General features: G+C 63.1%; 13 protein-coding genes. 7 read left to right on the top strand and 6 right to left on the bottom strand.

Going from position 1 to position 14560, the window contains the following annotated elements; genetic code table 11:
* Positions 1–72: 72 nt before the first annotated feature.
* Positions 73–993: a rhodanese-related sulfurtransferase gene (locus EOB80_RS03175; protein WP_127268076.1), complete on the bottom strand. Its 921-nt coding sequence runs from the start codon at positions 991–993 to the stop codon at positions 73–75.
* A 311-nt stretch (positions 994–1304) separates the two neighbouring features.
* Between EOB80_RS03175 and EOB80_RS03170 the strand changes: the two genes are divergently transcribed.
* Complete coding sequence (locus EOB80_RS03170; protein ID WP_127326650.1) at positions 1305–1943, top strand: 2-dehydro-3-deoxy-phosphogluconate aldolase; 639 nt, start codon at positions 1305–1307, stop codon at positions 1941–1943.
* A gap of 72 nt (positions 1944–2015) precedes the next feature.
* Here EOB80_RS03170 and EOB80_RS03165 read toward each other — a convergent pair whose 3' ends face one another.
* From EOB80_RS03165 to EOB80_RS03155, 3 genes are all read right to left on the bottom strand, one after another.
* Entirely contained in the window at positions 2016–2207 is a 192-nt protein-coding gene (locus EOB80_RS03165; RefSeq protein ID WP_127272097.1) for a hypothetical protein, read from the bottom strand.
* 164 nt (positions 2208–2371) lie between these two features.
* Positions 2372–4210 carry a DUF882 domain-containing protein gene (locus tag EOB80_RS03160; RefSeq protein WP_127326649.1) on the bottom strand — a complete coding sequence of 613 codons (1839 nt, stop codon included), beginning with the start codon at positions 4208–4210 and terminating at the stop codon, positions 2372–2374.
* Positions 4211–4614: 404 nt separating this feature from the next.
* Positions 4615–6150 carry a sigma-54 dependent transcriptional regulator gene (locus tag EOB80_RS03155; RefSeq protein ID WP_027038209.1) on the bottom strand — a complete coding sequence of 512 codons (1536 nt, stop codon included), beginning with the start codon at positions 6148–6150 and terminating at the stop codon, positions 4615–4617.
* A gap of 177 nt (positions 6151–6327) precedes the next feature.
* Here EOB80_RS03155 and EOB80_RS03150 point away from each other — a divergent pair, with 177 nt between their 5' ends.
* The 5 genes from EOB80_RS03150 to EOB80_RS03130 all read left to right on the top strand — a co-directional run bounded on the left by EOB80_RS03150 (position 6328) and on the right by EOB80_RS03130 (position 12196).
* Positions 6328–8160, top strand: coding sequence for a M3 family oligoendopeptidase (locus EOB80_RS03150; RefSeq protein WP_127326857.1), 1833 nt, complete (start codon positions 6328–6330; stop codon positions 8158–8160).
* Positions 8161–8521: 361 nt separating this feature from the next.
* A complete protein-coding gene (locus EOB80_RS03145; RefSeq protein ID WP_127326648.1) occupies positions 8522–9304 on the top strand; it encodes a proton-conducting membrane transporter in 783 nt (260 codons plus the stop codon).
* A 181-nt stretch (positions 9305–9485) separates the two neighbouring features.
* Positions 9486–10631, top strand: coding sequence for an aminodeoxychorismate synthase component I (locus tag EOB80_RS03140; RefSeq protein ID WP_127326647.1), 1146 nt, complete (start codon positions 9486–9488; stop codon positions 10629–10631).
* The gene (locus EOB80_RS03135; protein WP_127326646.1) at positions 10580–11242 is read left to right on the top strand and encodes an aminotransferase class IV family protein; all 663 of its coding nucleotides are present in this window, start codon (positions 10580–10582) and stop codon (positions 11240–11242) included. The genes EOB80_RS03140 and EOB80_RS03135 overlap by 52 nt, the downstream gene beginning before the upstream one ends.
* A gap of 12 nt (positions 11243–11254) precedes the next feature.
* Positions 11255–12196, top strand: coding sequence for a DUF3445 domain-containing protein (locus EOB80_RS03130; RefSeq protein WP_127326645.1), 942 nt, complete (start codon positions 11255–11257; stop codon positions 12194–12196).
* Here EOB80_RS03130 and EOB80_RS03125 read toward each other — a convergent pair.
* On the bottom strand, positions 12193–12636 hold the full coding sequence (locus EOB80_RS03125) for a hypothetical protein (RefSeq protein ID WP_127268297.1): 444 nt from the start codon (positions 12634–12636) through the stop codon (positions 12193–12195). The two genes, EOB80_RS03130 and EOB80_RS03125, sit on opposite strands and share 4 nt — an antisense overlap.
* 128 nt (positions 12637–12764) lie before the next feature.
* Entirely contained in the window at positions 12765–13094 is a 330-nt protein-coding gene (locus EOB80_RS03120; RefSeq protein WP_127326644.1) for a hypothetical protein, read from the bottom strand.
* A 191-nt stretch (positions 13095–13285) separates the two neighbouring features.
* On the opposite strand from EOB80_RS03120, the gene EOB80_RS03115 reads away from it, so the two are divergent.
* Complete coding sequence (locus EOB80_RS03115; protein ID WP_127326643.1) at positions 13286–14335, top strand: LacI family DNA-binding transcriptional regulator; 1050 nt, start codon at positions 13286–13288, stop codon at positions 14333–14335.
* The last annotated feature ends 225 nt before the right edge of the window (positions 14336–14560 follow it).

The following is a 14560-nucleotide window of genomic DNA, read 5'->3' as shown; positions in this document are numbered from 1 at the left end:
GTCGAAGACGTAGGTCCCGAAACTTGACATTGCAATGACAGGCGGCCGCTTTGCAGCAGCTTGATGCCCGGATCAGGAGCCGATATGCGGCTCTCTGCCCCGCGCCTGCGCAAGCTCGACCTGGCGCTGGCGCTCGGCATAACGCTGGCGGTCCTCGTTCGAACGCGCATCGAAACAATGCGGGCAGGAAATACCGGCGGCGAATTTGGGCGACGTCAGGTCGCCCGGTGTCAGCGGGTGGCGGCAGGCGCGGCACAGTTCCGCTTCGCCCTCGGCGAGGCCGTGCGACACCGAAACGCGCTCGTCGAAGACGAAGCACTCGCCTTGCCAGAGGCTCTGTTCGGCCGGAACCTCTTCGAGATATTTGAGAATGCCGCCCTTGAGATGGAAGACATCCTCGAAGCCGAGCGATTTGACATAGGCGGTAGCCTTTTCGCAGCGAATACCGCCGGTGCAGAACATCGCCACCTTGCGGCCTTCGAGTTCCCCCCGGTGCGCCTCCACCCAGGCCGGGAACTCGCGGAAGCTTGCGGTGGCCGGGTCGATCGCACCCCTGAATGTGCCGATCGACACCTCGTAGGCATTGCGCGTGTCGATGACGACAGTGCCGGGCTGCGAAATCAGAGCGTTCCAGTCGGCCGGCGCGACATAGGTGCCGGCACTTTTCGAAGGATCGATGTCATCGACACCCATGGTAACGATCTCGCGCTTCAGCCGCACCTTCATGCGGTGGAACGGCATGTCCGCGGCTGCGCTGTACTTGACCTCGAGGCCCGCCAGCCCTTCGATGGCTTCGAGATACAAGATCAGTTCGGCAATTGCCGCCTCGCTGCCGGCGACGGTGCCGTTGATGCCTTCATGCGCCAGCAGCAGCGTGCCCTTGATGCCGCGCCCGCAGCAGAAGGCGGCGAGCGGCGCGCGCAGTTCTTCGAAAGCGTCGAGCCGGGCAAACCGGTAGAGCGCTGCGACGCGGAAGGGTGGAAGTGATGTCATTGCCGAAGCCACTAGACGCTCACGAAAGCCTATTCAAGGCAAAGCAAGCATTCTGTTCGGAGGTCACGGGCGCAAATCTGCACCATAGGCGAATTTATACCATAGCTGAGATCAGGGAGTCAAGAAAAAATTCCTATCCTGACAAAGCTGCCGGCACAAAACTGCCGACACCACCGCCGAGCTGGCAGCCGCCTTTGTGAGCCAAGCTTGGCGAGCATGGGCGACACGTGACATCGCGACACGGCCGGTTTCGTGGACAGGAAAACGGCCTTCTGCTAATCGGTTGAATTGTCCACGCCACGGAGAGACACATGCCCAGCAAGACCGAAAAACTTCTGTCGCTCCTCAACGGCCAGCCGGTCATCCCGGTGCTGAAGATCTCCGATGTCGCCAATGCCGTGCCGCTGGCGCGCGCGCTGGCGGGCGGCGGCCTGCCGGCAATCGAGATCACGCTGAGGACCGCCGACGCGCTGGAAGCGATCCGGCGGGTCGCTGGGGAAGTCGAGGACGCCATCGTCGGCGCCGGCACCATTCTCGATGCCAGGCAGTTCGAAGAGGCGGCTGCCGCGGGCTCGCGCTTCATCGTCAGCCCCGGCATCACCCGCGAGCTTCTGTCGGCAGCCGCCGGCAGCGATGTTCCGCTGCTGCCCGGCGCCATCACGCCCGGCGAAATCATGGCCGCGCGCGAAGCCGGCTTGCGCTTTCTCAAATTCTTCCCGGCCGAGCAGTCGGGCGGCATCGCTTCGCTGAAGGCCTTCGCCTCACCGCTCGCCGATGTGAAATTCTGCCCGACCGGCGGCATCTCGGCCAAGAACGCGGCCGACTATCTAAGCCTGCCCAACGTGGTCTGCGTCGGCGGTTCCTGGGTAGCGCCCGACGACCTCGTCAAGGCCGGCAAGTGGGACGAGATCGAAGCCCTGGCGCGCGCGGCGAGCAAGCTTGCGAAATAAGGCTTCGGCCACGGCATGAAAAAACCCGGCCGACTCGCGTCGACCGGGTTTGCCAATCGGCTCCGAACCGGATCAGCTGCAGACCCGAACCTTTTCAACCACCCTGTGGTGATGCTTCCAGCTTGTGACCACCTTGGTCCGGCAGTGCTTCTTCATGTGCATATGGTCATGAGTCTTGACGACAATGGTCTCGGCCTGCGTAGGGGCGATGGCCGCCGAAGCGGTTGCCAATGCGATGACCGATGCCAATAGGATGTTCTTCATGGATCTCCCCGGGTTTGAACGAACCTGTGTTAACCCGGGGAATAGGCCGACCGTTCCGGCTTCACGAGAAGTTCAGCCGAGCGTGACCGTGCAGGCTGGCCCGGTTCGCTGAACAGCAAAAAGCCGGCTGGTTGCCCGGCGCGGCTTTGTCGATTGATTTGCCGTCATTTGGTCTGGAAGCGGGCTACCGACATGAACTTGACGGCGTTGCCGGTGAAGCGGTTGGCATCGGCCACCTGGCTGCTCGGCTGGAAGCCGGCCGTGTAGACCTCGCTGGGCGGCGTGTGCACGATGCTGTAGGCGTAGCCCGGCGCCGTCGTCGCGCTTGAAACGGTGGCGACATGCTCGCCGCTGGTCAATGCCCAGCGGGCGGCCTGCGGTGCGGCTGCAACCACCATGGCCTTGGGGCCTGGCTTCAGGTCGCGGGCGGTGGCTCTCGATTCCTTGCGGGTCGTCTTGACGCCGGCGCCGATCGCGGCGGCCGGATCGGAACCGACTGGGCGGGCAACGACGGCATCGCGCGGCGATGCGGCGTTGGTGCCTGGATCGTTGAACGCCGAACGCGGCTCGGATCCGGACAAGGAAGCAAGCTGGTAATCGGCCGCACCGACCTGGGCATTGGCCTCGTCGAGCACGGCCTTGACCGCATCCGGCTTGACCGCATCCGGCTGGGCCATCTCGGGCCGCGCCGTCGGCAGCACCGAGAACGCATCGGTCGCCGTCTTGCTTTGATCAGCCGTCTCGGCCAGCGCCATCAGCACATCCTTGCTGGGCGGCGCAGCCAGAGCGGCCGGCAGCGAATTGTCGGGACGCCATGTCGGCAACGGTATGTTGTTGACCGCGACCTGGGCCGGATTAGCCGAAGCCGTTGCATCGGCCACGCCGAAAGGAACGCTCGCCGGCGCATGCGCGGTCGCCACGGCCTGCTCGGTGGTGGCTGTCGCCTCCGCCATCGCAAAAGGAACATTCTCAGGCTGCTGAGCGCCGACATCGGCTTTTGGCCGCGGTGCGAAATCCGGCAGCGGAACGCTTCGGGCCGGCAATGCCGCGATGATCGTCTCCGGCGTGTCCTCTTCCGGCTCCGGAGCCTGCTGCTCGGCCACCTGCGGAATCTCGGCGCGCCGCGCATTCTCCGGCGCCACGATGGCAATGCCCGGGAGGTTGCTGGTCTTGGCTGCCGCTGCCGGCTTCAGGTTTCTCGCCTTGGGCGGGGGGGCCGCCGAAGCGGTCTGGACATCGGCGCTGTCTTCGGCCTCGTCGTCGCCGCCGCCGAAGAATGCCGACAGGAAGCCACCTGACTTCTTGCCGCTGCCGCCGGCGCTGGCCATCTCGATGGCCGGCGAGCCTGAACCCTTGCGCGCCTTGTAGGAGGCGAGCGCCTGCTCAAAGCCGGGCAGCGGCCTGCCGTCGCTCGGCACATGCAGCGTCTTGCCGTTGGGGAACAGGCTGACCAGTTCCTGCCGGCTGATACCGGGCCAATGGCGCACATTGCCGATATCCATGTGGACGAACGGCGAACCGGATGACGGATAGTAGCCGACGCCGCCGCCCTGCATCTTGAGACCGATGTTGCGCAGCTTCTTCAGCGGCACGCCGGGGATGTAGAAATCCATCGCCTTGCCGAGCATATGCTGGCTCTTCTCGGCGACGCCCCTGCTGCGGCCGCGCAGCATCGAGTTCGTCGACGGCGAGCGATAGCCGCAGATGACCTGGATGTAGTCCGTGGCGCCGGCTTCCCGATACGCTTCCCAGACCAGATCCAGCAGGCGCGGATCCATCTTGGTCGGCTCGTTGCGACGCCAGTCGCGCAAAATGATGTTGATCTTCCTGAGACCCTCGGGAACGTAGCGGCCGTTGCGCTTGTAGACGATCTCGGCCTTCTCGTGGGTGTGGAGATGATAAAGCTTCAGCGACCGTGTTTCGGCGCTGGCTCCGCTCGCAGCCGCGGCAACAAAACCAAAAGCGACAACCAACACTGCCAGCCACTTCGGCCAGACGCTCAAATGATGGTGCCGCCTGTTTGTGTGTCGTTCGATTCTGTTCAAATCAAAAGGCCTTGCAGGCTGCCGTTTGTCCCCGGATTTGTCCAAACGGATGTGGCATTAGCACACCCGAATATCGATCCTAATGGTTAATCATCGCTTATTGAAGCCGAAATGCGGTAACACCGTGGCGATATCCCGTCAAAAATTGTTCACAAGGTTTCTTGGTAAACCGCTGGTTTAGATCAGATTTCCGCCTTCGGCCCGAACACGATCTGTTACCGTTAGCCTTAATGCGTGAACAGAGCTGTCCATGACACAGCCACAATGCCGCCGAAACGGCGATACAAGGCCTGCTGTGGCATTGCAAGCTGGCGTCGGCCTTTGTGGCAAGCCGGATTCCCAAGCTCAGCCCGGCATCGCCCTTAGGAGGCGAGCCGGTCTACGCGGCCCGTCTCCGGATCGATGCCGTGTTCCTTGAGCTTGCGATAGAGCGTCGAGCGACCGATCCCGAGTCGGCGGGCGACTTCGCTCATCTGTCCGTTGTAGTGATCGATGGCAAGCTTGATCATCTCGAGTTCGACATCGGCCAGTGCCCGCACATTGCCGCGCTCGTCGAGCGCCCGCAACGTGCCGAAGCGAGGCTGCAGCCTTGCCGGCGGATCGAACGCGATTGCTGGGCCGCCCTCGCCGGGCAAGGCTTCGTCATCGCGCTCCTGCAAAGACTGGGAGGGCGCCGGCGCATCGCCGTCCATATCCAGGTTGACGGTGCCTTCCACTTGCGCCCGTATCTGCGGGAAGTCCTCGGCGGAAAGCACATCGCCTTCGCAAAGCACCGAGGCCCGGAAGACGGCATTTTCGAGCTGCCGGATGTTTCCAGGCCAGTCATAGGCTTGCAGCACGGCGAGCGCTGCCGCCGAAATACCTTGCAGGCGACGGTGCGGGTCGGCCGGCGCCACCTTCTCCATGAAATGGGTGACCAGATAGGGGATGTCGTCGCGGCGGTCGCGCAGCGGCGGCACGAAGATCGGGTAGACGTTCAGCCGATAGAACAGATCCTCGCGGAACTTGCCGTCCTTGACCTGCTGCAGGAGGTTGCGGTGCGTCGCCGAAATCAGCCTGATGTCGACCCTGACGGTCGATCGTCCGCCGACCGGATCGACCTCGCCGTCCTGGACCGCGCGCAACAGCTTGACTTGCACGTCGAGCGGCAGGTCGCCGATCTCGTCGAGGAACAGTGTGCCCGAATGCGCTTCGACGAACTTGCCCGTGTGCTTGTCGGTGGCGCCGGTGAACGAGCCCTTCTCATGGCCGAACAGGATCGATTCGACCAGATTGTCGGGGATGGCGCCGCAATTGACGGTGACGAAGGGTTTCGAGCGGCGGTCGCCACTGCCCTGGATGGCGCGCGCCACCAGTTCCTTGCCGACGCCGGACTCGCCCTCGATCAGGATCGGGATGTTGGATGCCGCCGCTTTCTGGCCAAGACGGATCACCCTGTCCATGGCCGGGCTGTGCGTGATCATGTCCTTGAAGGTCAGGAGGCCGCCGCGACGGCGCGACGTGCGCTTGACCTCGCCCTCGACGGCCTCGACCTTGAGCGCATTGCCGATCGACGCCTGCAGCCTGTCGGGAGAAGCCGGCTTGACGACGAAATCGAAGGCGCCATGACGCATCGCCGAAACCACGGTCTCGATGCCGCCCTGCGCGGTCTGCACGATGGCCGGCACGTTGATGTCGCGCTCGCGCATCGCCTTCAGCACGCCGATACCATCGAGACCGGGCATGACCAGATCGAGGATGACCACCGACACCTCGCGGGCGCCGGGTCCATCGAGGATATCGAGGGCGGCCGCGCCGCCGTCGACGACGATTGCGCTGTAGCCGAACCGCGTCACCGCCGCTTCGAGCAGCCGGCGTTGCACCGGATCGTCATCGACTATGAGTATGGAACCTGTCATGACTGATACGACTATGCCCGCCCGAGGAATCCTGCCCTGTGGACCATCTTGGCACAGGGTTCTAAATAAGGTTTCAAAAAACCCGGTGAATGAATTCCTTAGGATTTGACCGGCTTCTCGTTTCTCCTTGAACCTTGGCCACGGAAGGTGTCGGCAATGCATAAGGATTCTGGCCACATGGGTTCCGCACGGCGGCTGGCGGCGCCGGCGTCCGGTCAGGGCGCGGTCGAGCTGGGCGACCTGCCGGAATGGAACCTTGCCGACCTCTATGCCGGCATGGACGCGCCAGAACTGAAGCGCGACATCGCCAAGGCCGCCACTGACGCGGTCAGCTTCGAAAGCCGCTGGAAGGGCACGCTGGCCGCCGAGGCCGAGCGCGGCAGCGCCGGCAGGCTGGGCGAGGCGCTCGTCGCCTACGAAGCGCTGGAGGAACTGATCGGCCGCATCGTCTCCTATGCGGGTCTGGTTTATGCCGGAAACACCGCTGATCCCCAGCGCGCCAAGCTCTATGGTGACGTCCAGGAGAAGATGACCGACGCCAGCGCGCACCTTCTGTTCTTCGCGCTCGAACTCAACCTGATCGACGATGCGTCGATCGAAGGCGCGCTCGCCGGCGATCCCGCCTTCGGTCACTACCGGCCGTGGGTGCTCGATCTGCGCAAGGACAAGCCCTACCAGCTTGAGGACCGCGTCGAGCAGCTCTTCCACGAAAAGTCGATCACCGGGCGCGGCGCCTGGAACCGCCTGTTCGACGAGACGATGACCGACCTTCGCTTCGACATCGACGGCGAGGAACTGACGCTGGAGCCGGCGCTGAACCGTTTGCAGGACGCCGACGGCGAGGTGCGCCGCCGGGCGTCCGAGGCGCTGGCCACGACCTTCCGCAAAAATTTGCGCACCTTCACGCTGATCACCAACACGCTGGCCAAGGACAAGGAGATATCCGACCGCTGGCGCGGCTTCGAGGACATCGCCGATTCACGCCATCTCGCCAACCGCGTCGAGCGCAGCGTGGTGGACGCCCTGGCTTCCGCCGTTCGCGATGCCTATCCGCGCCTGTCGCACCGCTATTACGCGATGAAGGCACGCTGGCTGGGCATGGAGGTGATGAACCACTGGGACCGCAACGCGCCGTTGCCGGATACGCCCCAGGCGATCATTGGCTGGGACGAGGCCAGGAACACCGTGCTGTCCGCCTATCAGCGCTTTTCGCCCGACATGGCCGAGATCGCGCGAACCTTCTTCGACCGCAATTGGATCGACGCGCCGGTGCGGCCCGGCAAGTCGCCTGGCGCCTTCGCGCATCCGACCGTGCCGTCGGCGCATCCCTATGTCCTGCTCAACTACATGGGCAAGCCGCGCGATGTGATGACGCTGGCGCACGAGCTTGGCCATGGGGTGCATCAGGTGCTGGCCGGCGGCCAGGGCGCACTGATGGCCTCGACGCCGCTGACGCTGGCCGAGACGGCATCGGTCTTCGGCGAGATGCTGACCTTCCGCTCGCTGCTCGACCAGACCACCGACCGGCGCGAGCGCAAGGCCATGCTCGCCCAGAAGGTCGAGGACATGATCAACACGGTCGTGCGCCAGATTGCCTTCTATGAATTCGAGCGCAAGGTGCATGCCGAACGCAAGAACGGCGAACTGACCTCCGACAGGCTCGGTCAGTTCTGGCTCGAAGTGCAGGCCGAAAGTCTGGGTCCCGCTATCAAGCTGCGCGAAGGCTACGAGGTGTTCTGGACCTACATCCCGCACTTCATCCATTCACCCTTCTATGTCTATGCCTATGCTTTCGGCGACTGCCTGGTGAACTCGCTCTACGCGGTCTACCAGAACGCCGAGCGCGGCTTTCAGGACAAGTATTTCGAAATGCTGCGCGCCGGCGGTACCAAACATCATTCCGAGCTTCTGGCGCCCTTCGGGCTCGACGCCACCGATCCCGCCTTCTGGCAGATCGGACTTGGCGTCATCAGCGGCCTGATCGACGAGCTGGAAGCGCTCGACGCTTGAAACGCGTCCCTCAGGCATCGCTCTAACAGTTTAGCCGGAATGCATGTTGGGACAGCTCTACTATCACCCTAAATATCTGTTCTTGAAGTACTCTCCACCGAAGTTTTCCGATAGCTTTCCACAAGCTCTATGATAGCCTTCGCTCCAAGCTCAGCCGGAGCGCATGCGGATCGGCGAGGAGAAATCTCAGCCGGCCGTGTCGCTCAGGCGAACGCGACAACGGCCGTTGGCCATGGGCAAGCAAAGCCGATCGCCGCAGCTCGAACCGAAGCCGGCTGTTCTGCTTACCGCGGAACCACCAAGAGTAGTCCTTCGCCGAAGGTCATGACCCACGGCAGACGGATCTGACTGGAGAGAGACAATGGGCACTTTTTTCTACGTGGTCCTGGCGTTCCTGATAGGCGTGTTGGTCGGCTGGTTCCTTTGGGGGCGCCTGCGCGGTGAACTCGACAGCTTGCGCGGCGACCTCGACCGTACACGCAGCGAACGCGACAGGCTGCGCACCGACGGCGACCGCCTGACCGGCGAACTCGATGCATGCGGCAAGACCCGCGCCGACCTCGAGCGCCGGCTGCGTGAAGCGCCGGCCGCACCTGCCGCCGGAAGCAGCGCGGCAAAGCCGGCAAGCCAGGCGCCGGCGGCCCTGATGTCGACCCCCGTGACGGCCAAATCCGCCGCCACAAAGCCGGCGCCGGCCAAACCGGCCGCTGCGAAAGCGGTCCCTGGCAAGGCGGTCCCTGCCAAGCCGGCGGCGAAACCCGCCGCCACCAAAACCTCGGCTCCAGCCAAATCCGCAACGAGCAAACCTGCAACGAGCAAACCTGCAACAGCCAAGCCTGCAACAACCAAGTCTGCAACAGCCAAGCCAGCAGCCGGCCCAGCATCCGGAAAGCCCGACAATCTGCGCCGGCTGATCGGTATCGGTCCGGTCAACGAGAAGCTGCTCAAGGCGCAAGGCGTCACCAGCTTCGCGCAGATCGCGTCCTGGACCGCGGCCGATATCAAACGGATCGAGGACGTCATGAATTTCGACGGCCGCATCGCGCGCGAACGCTGGATCGAGCAGGCCAAGCTGATCGCAGCCGGCAACGAGAAGGAATTCGCCAAGCAGTTTCCAACAGCCGGAACCTCCAGCAACAGCTGATCGCCAGGCGAGACCTGAAGATTGCAAGCGGCGGCGCCATATCGGCGTCGCCGTTTGCTCTTGGTTCCTGAGTTGGCCCAAAGGTCGGCTTTAAGAGGCAGCGTGCCGTTCCCTCGATTGCGCGCGGGCGGCACCCCATATAGAGCGGTTGATGCTTCATTGACCGCAGCATTCGGTGCCCATGTCCCTGCCCGCCGCAATTTTTCGCAATGACAAAAGCGCGCGCCAGCTCGTTTTCGACCGGCCGGCCGATATCATCGTGGCGCACGAAGCAGAGGATTTCGAACCGGCTCTGGAAGCAGCACAAGCCGCGCATGATGCAGGCAAATGGCTTGCCGGCTATTTCTCGTATGAGGCGGGCTACCTGCTCGAACCCAAGCTCGTTCCCCTGCTGCCGAATGGACGCCGGGCACCACTCGTGTGCCTTGGGGTTTTCGATGCCCCGGTCGAAGAGGCGGTGCCGCCGCGCGACACCACGGCGACCAACGGCCCGATCTTCGACGCCCGTGCGACGTGGTCGCCGGAGGATTATGAAAAACGCTTCTCGCGGCTGCACCAGCACATCCGGCAAGGTGATTGCTACCAGGGCAATCTGACCTTTCCCGTGCATGCGCAATGGTCAGGCGAGCCGCTGGCCGCCTTCGATGCATTGACGGAACGTCAGCCGGTGAAATATGGCGCGCTGATCGCGCTCGGTGAACCCATCGTGCTGTCGCGCTCGCCTGAACTGTTCTTCGAGATCGACGCCGAGGGCATGATCGAGACGCATCCGATGAAGGGCACGGCGCCGCGCGGCGCCACCAAAGCCGAGGACGAACGGCAGAAGATCTTCCTGCGCAATGACGAGAAGAACCAGGCCGAAAACCGGATGATCGTCGATCTCCTTCGCAACGATATCTCGCTGATCAGCGAGGTCGGTACGCTGGACGTGCCGGCGCTGTTCCGCATCGAGACCTACCCGACCGTGCATCAGATGGTAAGCGACGTCAGGGCCAAACTGCTGCCGGGTCTCTCTATCCGCCAGATTTTCGCGGCGCTGTTTCCTTGCGGTTCGATCACCGGCGCGCCTAAGATCCGTGCCATGGAGATCCTGCGCGATCTGGAAGGCACGCCCCGCGATGCCTATTGCGGCGCCATAGGCTGGATCGCGCCCGGCGGCCCGATGCGCTTTTCCGTGGCGATCCGCACCATCTCGCTCTTTTCGGGCGGCGAGGCCGTCTACAATGTCGGAGGCGGCGTCGTCTTCGATTCGACGGCGCAGGAGGAGTATCAGGAGTGTCTGCTGAAAGCGCGCTTCGCGACGGGAACACCGCCGACTTTCAGTTGATCGAGACCATGCGCTGGGAACCCGGCCCGGGCTTCCTGCGCTTCGATCGCCATCTTGCGCGCCTCTATGGCTCGGCGGCGGAGCTCGGCTTCCGCTGCGATCCAGGCAAGGTCGGCGAGGCGCTGAGCAGCGCGGTCAGCGGTTCCGGCGTTGCCATTCGCACGCGGCTCGTCCTGTCGCACGATGGTGAGGTGGCGGCCTCGGCGCAGCCTTATGAACCGGTCGCCGCCGACAAGGTCTGGATGCTGCGGCTGGCGCGGACGAGGCTCGATTCGCACGACACGCTGCTGCGCCACAAGACCAGCCGACGGCAGCTCTACACGCGTGCCCGCGCCGAACACCTCATCACCCAGGCCGACGAGGTGCTTATGGCCAACGAGCGCGGCGAGATCTGTGAAGGCACGATCACCAATGTCTTTGCCGATCTCGGCGACGGCGTGTTGGCCACGCCCCGGCTCGACTGCGGCCTGCTGCCTGGTGTATTGCGCGCGCAGCTTCTGGATGAAGGCCGCGCCCGCGAAGCGATCTACAGCTTGGACGATCTGAAATCCGCCAGGACCCTGTTCGTCGGCAATTCGCTACGCGGACTGATCCCCGCAAGACTGACCTGAAACAGGACGACTGTGCCCACTCACACACCCCCAGAGCATACGCTCCCCACCCACACGCCCTATGACGGCTCGTCGAAACTGTTCAGTATCGGGCTGAAGCCGCTCGATCCGGCGGACTGGATCGAGGTCGACGGCCATCTGCTGCCGTATCTCGCCGAGAAGCACCGGCTCTATGCCGAAATCCCAGAGCGAGTTTTCGTCGAGGAGGACGGCACGCGCGATGCCCAGCAGGAAGTGCTCGACTTGCTCGCTGCGCATCTCCTGGAGAGGTTCCCCGAAACCCATCGGCTCGGCGGATCAAGCGTCGAGGTGGCGGGCGCGGCGAACCGACTGCCTGCTTCCCTTGCCGATGCGCCGCTGGCCAAGGCCTCACAGCTCGTCCAGGAAGACCTCATCCTGATGCGCCGTGGCGACAGCGGCTGGCGGCTGGTTGCCGGCTCGCTTTGCTTTCCCTCGTCCTGGTCGCTCCTGGAAAAATTCGGCAAGCCGCTGCAGGACATCCACGCGCCGGTGCCGGGTTTCGGCCCGGGCACGCGTCCGGCGGAACTCATCAACCGGATGTTCGATGGCCTCCAGGGGCAGGCGGTCGAGCGCTACAACTGGTCGATCCAGTCCGACAACGCGCTCTACCATCCGCTCTCCGACCTGCAGCGCATCGACCGCGCCACCAACCGGCCGTCGCGCTTTCCCGATGGCGACATCGACGCCCATGCCTTCATCCGCGTCGAGCGGCAGACCCTGCGCAAACTGCCTGTTTCACGCGATATCCTGTTCACCATCCGCATCCATCTCGACCCGCTCGCCGTGCTGGCCAGGCACCCTGATCGGGCGAAGCTCGCGGCGTCTTTCGCCGCCCAGCTCGAAGCGCTCGATCTCGCCCAGCTCGATTACAAGGGCCTGACCGCAGACCGCGATCGGCTGGTCGACCGGCTCGGGGGGCTGGCGCTGTCCTAAATCGCGGCCAAGCCCAGCAGCAGGATCGCGGACATCGCGGTAAAGACGGTGACGTTGACATCCCACCGCCAACCCGCCGGTCCGAACGGCGGTCGGAATGGCAGGTAGCCGTTCTCGTCGTAGAGCACGCCGCCATAGATCGGTCGTGAGAGCATGGCCACGAAGAACGCTCCATACATGGCGACGCCCAATCCCCCGGCGAGATAGAGCCGCTCGGCTTGGAGTGGGCCTCCAATCCAGATAAGCCCCAGCGCAATCAGCGCGACTCCGGTGTAGCTCAGCACCTGCCAAACGACGTGAAACCGGGCGTGCGGAGTCCACAGCGGATTGGTGGCGTGGGTGGCGTTGAGGTCGGCTTTGATCGTCACCACACCGTAGCCCACGGTCGCGACGCTCAGCAGAATTCGGGCAAGCAGATGACTGTCGTAAGCGAGTTCCATCGCACTTTCCTCCTTCAATAGGGAAATCGATGACGGCAATTCAGCAGATCGTAATCCGAAGTACTTCAACTAGGAAACAGCAGTATGCCGGTCGATGCCGCACTCTGCCGGGCCCCGACGCGGGAGCGTCACGCAGGCGCAACGGCTTGAATGACGCCTTGGGCACAGAAGAGCTGCCCGTCGGCCAGCCGCGCATAATTGTGGACGATCCCTTTCTCATGATCCTGCAACTGCACGATGAAGTTGCCGCTCTGCTCCGTCCAGCTCATGAGCACGAGGTTCGGGCGTACGCTGGTCATGTCGATCTTGACCACCTCGTCAATTTTGGTGGCTCCGATCGACGCATGCACATGTAGTTCTTCCGGCGAGAAAAACGTCAGCCGGGGTACGAACGGGCCGAAAACGCAGTCGAAAGTCTTACCGATAAGCGAGGCGGGAAAAACATTGGTTTCTGCCATAACACCCTCCCTGGGCGTGGCCGTTGGGACCAAGCCATTTGACGATCTTCGATGTTTCAGTCGCGAAAATGCCAGATACACATACTTGGAGCGCTCCAAGTGATACGATCCGCCCTTTCCACTTTCGAGTCAACAAAATTCTTGGAGCGCTCCAAAAAATGGTCTAACTGAAGGGAAATGGGTGAATCGCAATGCCAACGCTAGCCGACGTGGGCAAGGCTGCCGGTGTCTCCCGGGGCACTGTTTCCAACGTCTTCAACCGGCCGGAACTGGTCAGGCCTGAGTTGCGCCAACGTGTCGAAGCGGCCGCGCGAGCGCTCGGATTTGGCGGCCCCGATCCAAAGGGACGATTGCTGCGGGATGGCAAGTTCAATGCCATCGGGTTCATGCCGCCTGGTGCCTACGCCATCGCCGACGTGCTCAGAAGTCCCTATCTCCGCGAGTTGGTGTTAGGCGTTTCGCTCGCCTGCGACGAGGCCGGAGCGGCGCTCAGTCTTGTAAACGGCACGGACAACACGCGCATCGCCAATATCCGCGAGGCCCTGGTCGACGGCTTCATCCTTGGTCACAGCGCGGATATCGGCCTCATAACATCGGCACAACGACGGCGTATGCCCTTCGTCATTCTCGAAAGCGACGCAGGTCCCGACATCAATTCGATAAAGATCGACGGCAGGAGGGGCGCGGTCGCTGCCGTCCGGCATCTGACCGGGCTGGGACACCGACATTTTGCCATCCTGTCCATACGGAGAACTCCAGGCCCTCCCATTGTGCACATGCCCGGACAGGCAAAGCGCCCGCTTCTTGCCGGCTTCTCACTCGATGACGAAAGGCTTGACGGTTTCAAACAGGGCTTGGCGGAGGCGAACTTGTCGATCGACGATGTCCCGATTATCGAGACGACGCCCGGCGATCCATCTGCTGGAGCGGTGGTGTTCGACAATGTGCCTGAAGCAACCGCGATCCTGACCATGTCGGATTGGCAGGCGATCACAATACTCGACGAGGCGGTTTGTCGCGGCATAGAGGTGCCGGGCCACGTGTCGGTCATTGGCTTCGATGGCACTGCTGAATCCGCGCGCACCACACCTCCGCTGACGACTGTCGCGCAAGACGTGATCGGAAAAGGCAGGCTCGCCGCCCGCATGGTTCTTGACAACCAACCGCCCCGCCAAGTCGTTCTGCCCGTGGAGTTAGTCGTTCGGGCGTCCACAGCTGCGCCGAGGGCAAAAATCCGTTGAACGGACGGGGCGCGTCGCTTGCGCTTGGCGAATGAGCTAACTTCGGTTCGGATAGAGCCACTCATCCACGGTTTCAGCCTTAACCACGTAGCCAACGCAGCTAGCCGCTGGTTGGCGCTTTTCGCTGGTTTGTGACAATGATCTGTGATGTAGCGCATGGCCGCCGGGCAAAAATTCCCGGTTTTGCGCATGTTTTCCCAGTTTCCTGGGTTTTGAAGGAGTGCT

The organism is Mesorhizobium sp. M7A.F.Ca.MR.245.00.0.0 (assembly GCF_003997415.1).
Lineage (GTDB): Bacteria > Pseudomonadota > Alphaproteobacteria > Rhizobiales > Rhizobiaceae > Mesorhizobium.
The sequence above is the reverse complement of the archived record's forward strand: the minus strand, read 5'-3'. Positions and strand labels throughout refer to the sequence as shown.

Excerpts from the sequence above, each read along its gene's own strand:
- EOB80_RS03175 (WP_127268076.1), bottom strand. The coding sequence starts at position 993 with ATGACATCACTTCCACCCTTCCGCGTCGCAGCGCTCTACCGGTTTGCC.
- EOB80_RS03170 (WP_127326650.1), top strand. The coding sequence starts at position 1,305 with ATGCCCAGCAAGACCGAAAAACTTCTGTCGCTCCTCAACGGCCAGCCG.
- EOB80_RS03165 (WP_127272097.1), bottom strand. The coding sequence starts at position 2,207 with ATGAAGAACATCCTATTGGCATCGGTCATCGCATTGGCAACCGCTTCG.
- EOB80_RS03155 (WP_027038209.1), bottom strand. The coding sequence starts at position 6,150 with ATGACAGGTTCCATACTCATAGTCGATGACGATCCGGTGCAACGCCGG.
- EOB80_RS03150 (WP_127326857.1), top strand. The coding sequence starts at position 6,328 with ATGGGTTCCGCACGGCGGCTGGCGGCGCCGGCGTCCGGTCAGGGCGCG.
- EOB80_RS03145 (WP_127326648.1), top strand. The coding sequence starts at position 8,522 with ATGGGCACTTTTTTCTACGTGGTCCTGGCGTTCCTGATAGGCGTGTTG.
- EOB80_RS03140 (WP_127326647.1), top strand. The coding sequence starts at position 9,486 with ATGTCCCTGCCCGCCGCAATTTTTCGCAATGACAAAAGCGCGCGCCAG.
- EOB80_RS03125 (WP_127268297.1), bottom strand. The coding sequence starts at position 12,636 with ATGGAACTCGCTTACGACAGTCATCTGCTTGCCCGAATTCTGCTGAGC.
- EOB80_RS03120 (WP_127326644.1), bottom strand. The coding sequence starts at position 13,094 with ATGGCAGAAACCAATGTTTTTCCCGCCTCGCTTATCGGTAAGACTTTC.
- EOB80_RS03115 (WP_127326643.1), top strand. The coding sequence starts at position 13,286 with ATGCCAACGCTAGCCGACGTGGGCAAGGCTGCCGGTGTCTCCCGGGGC.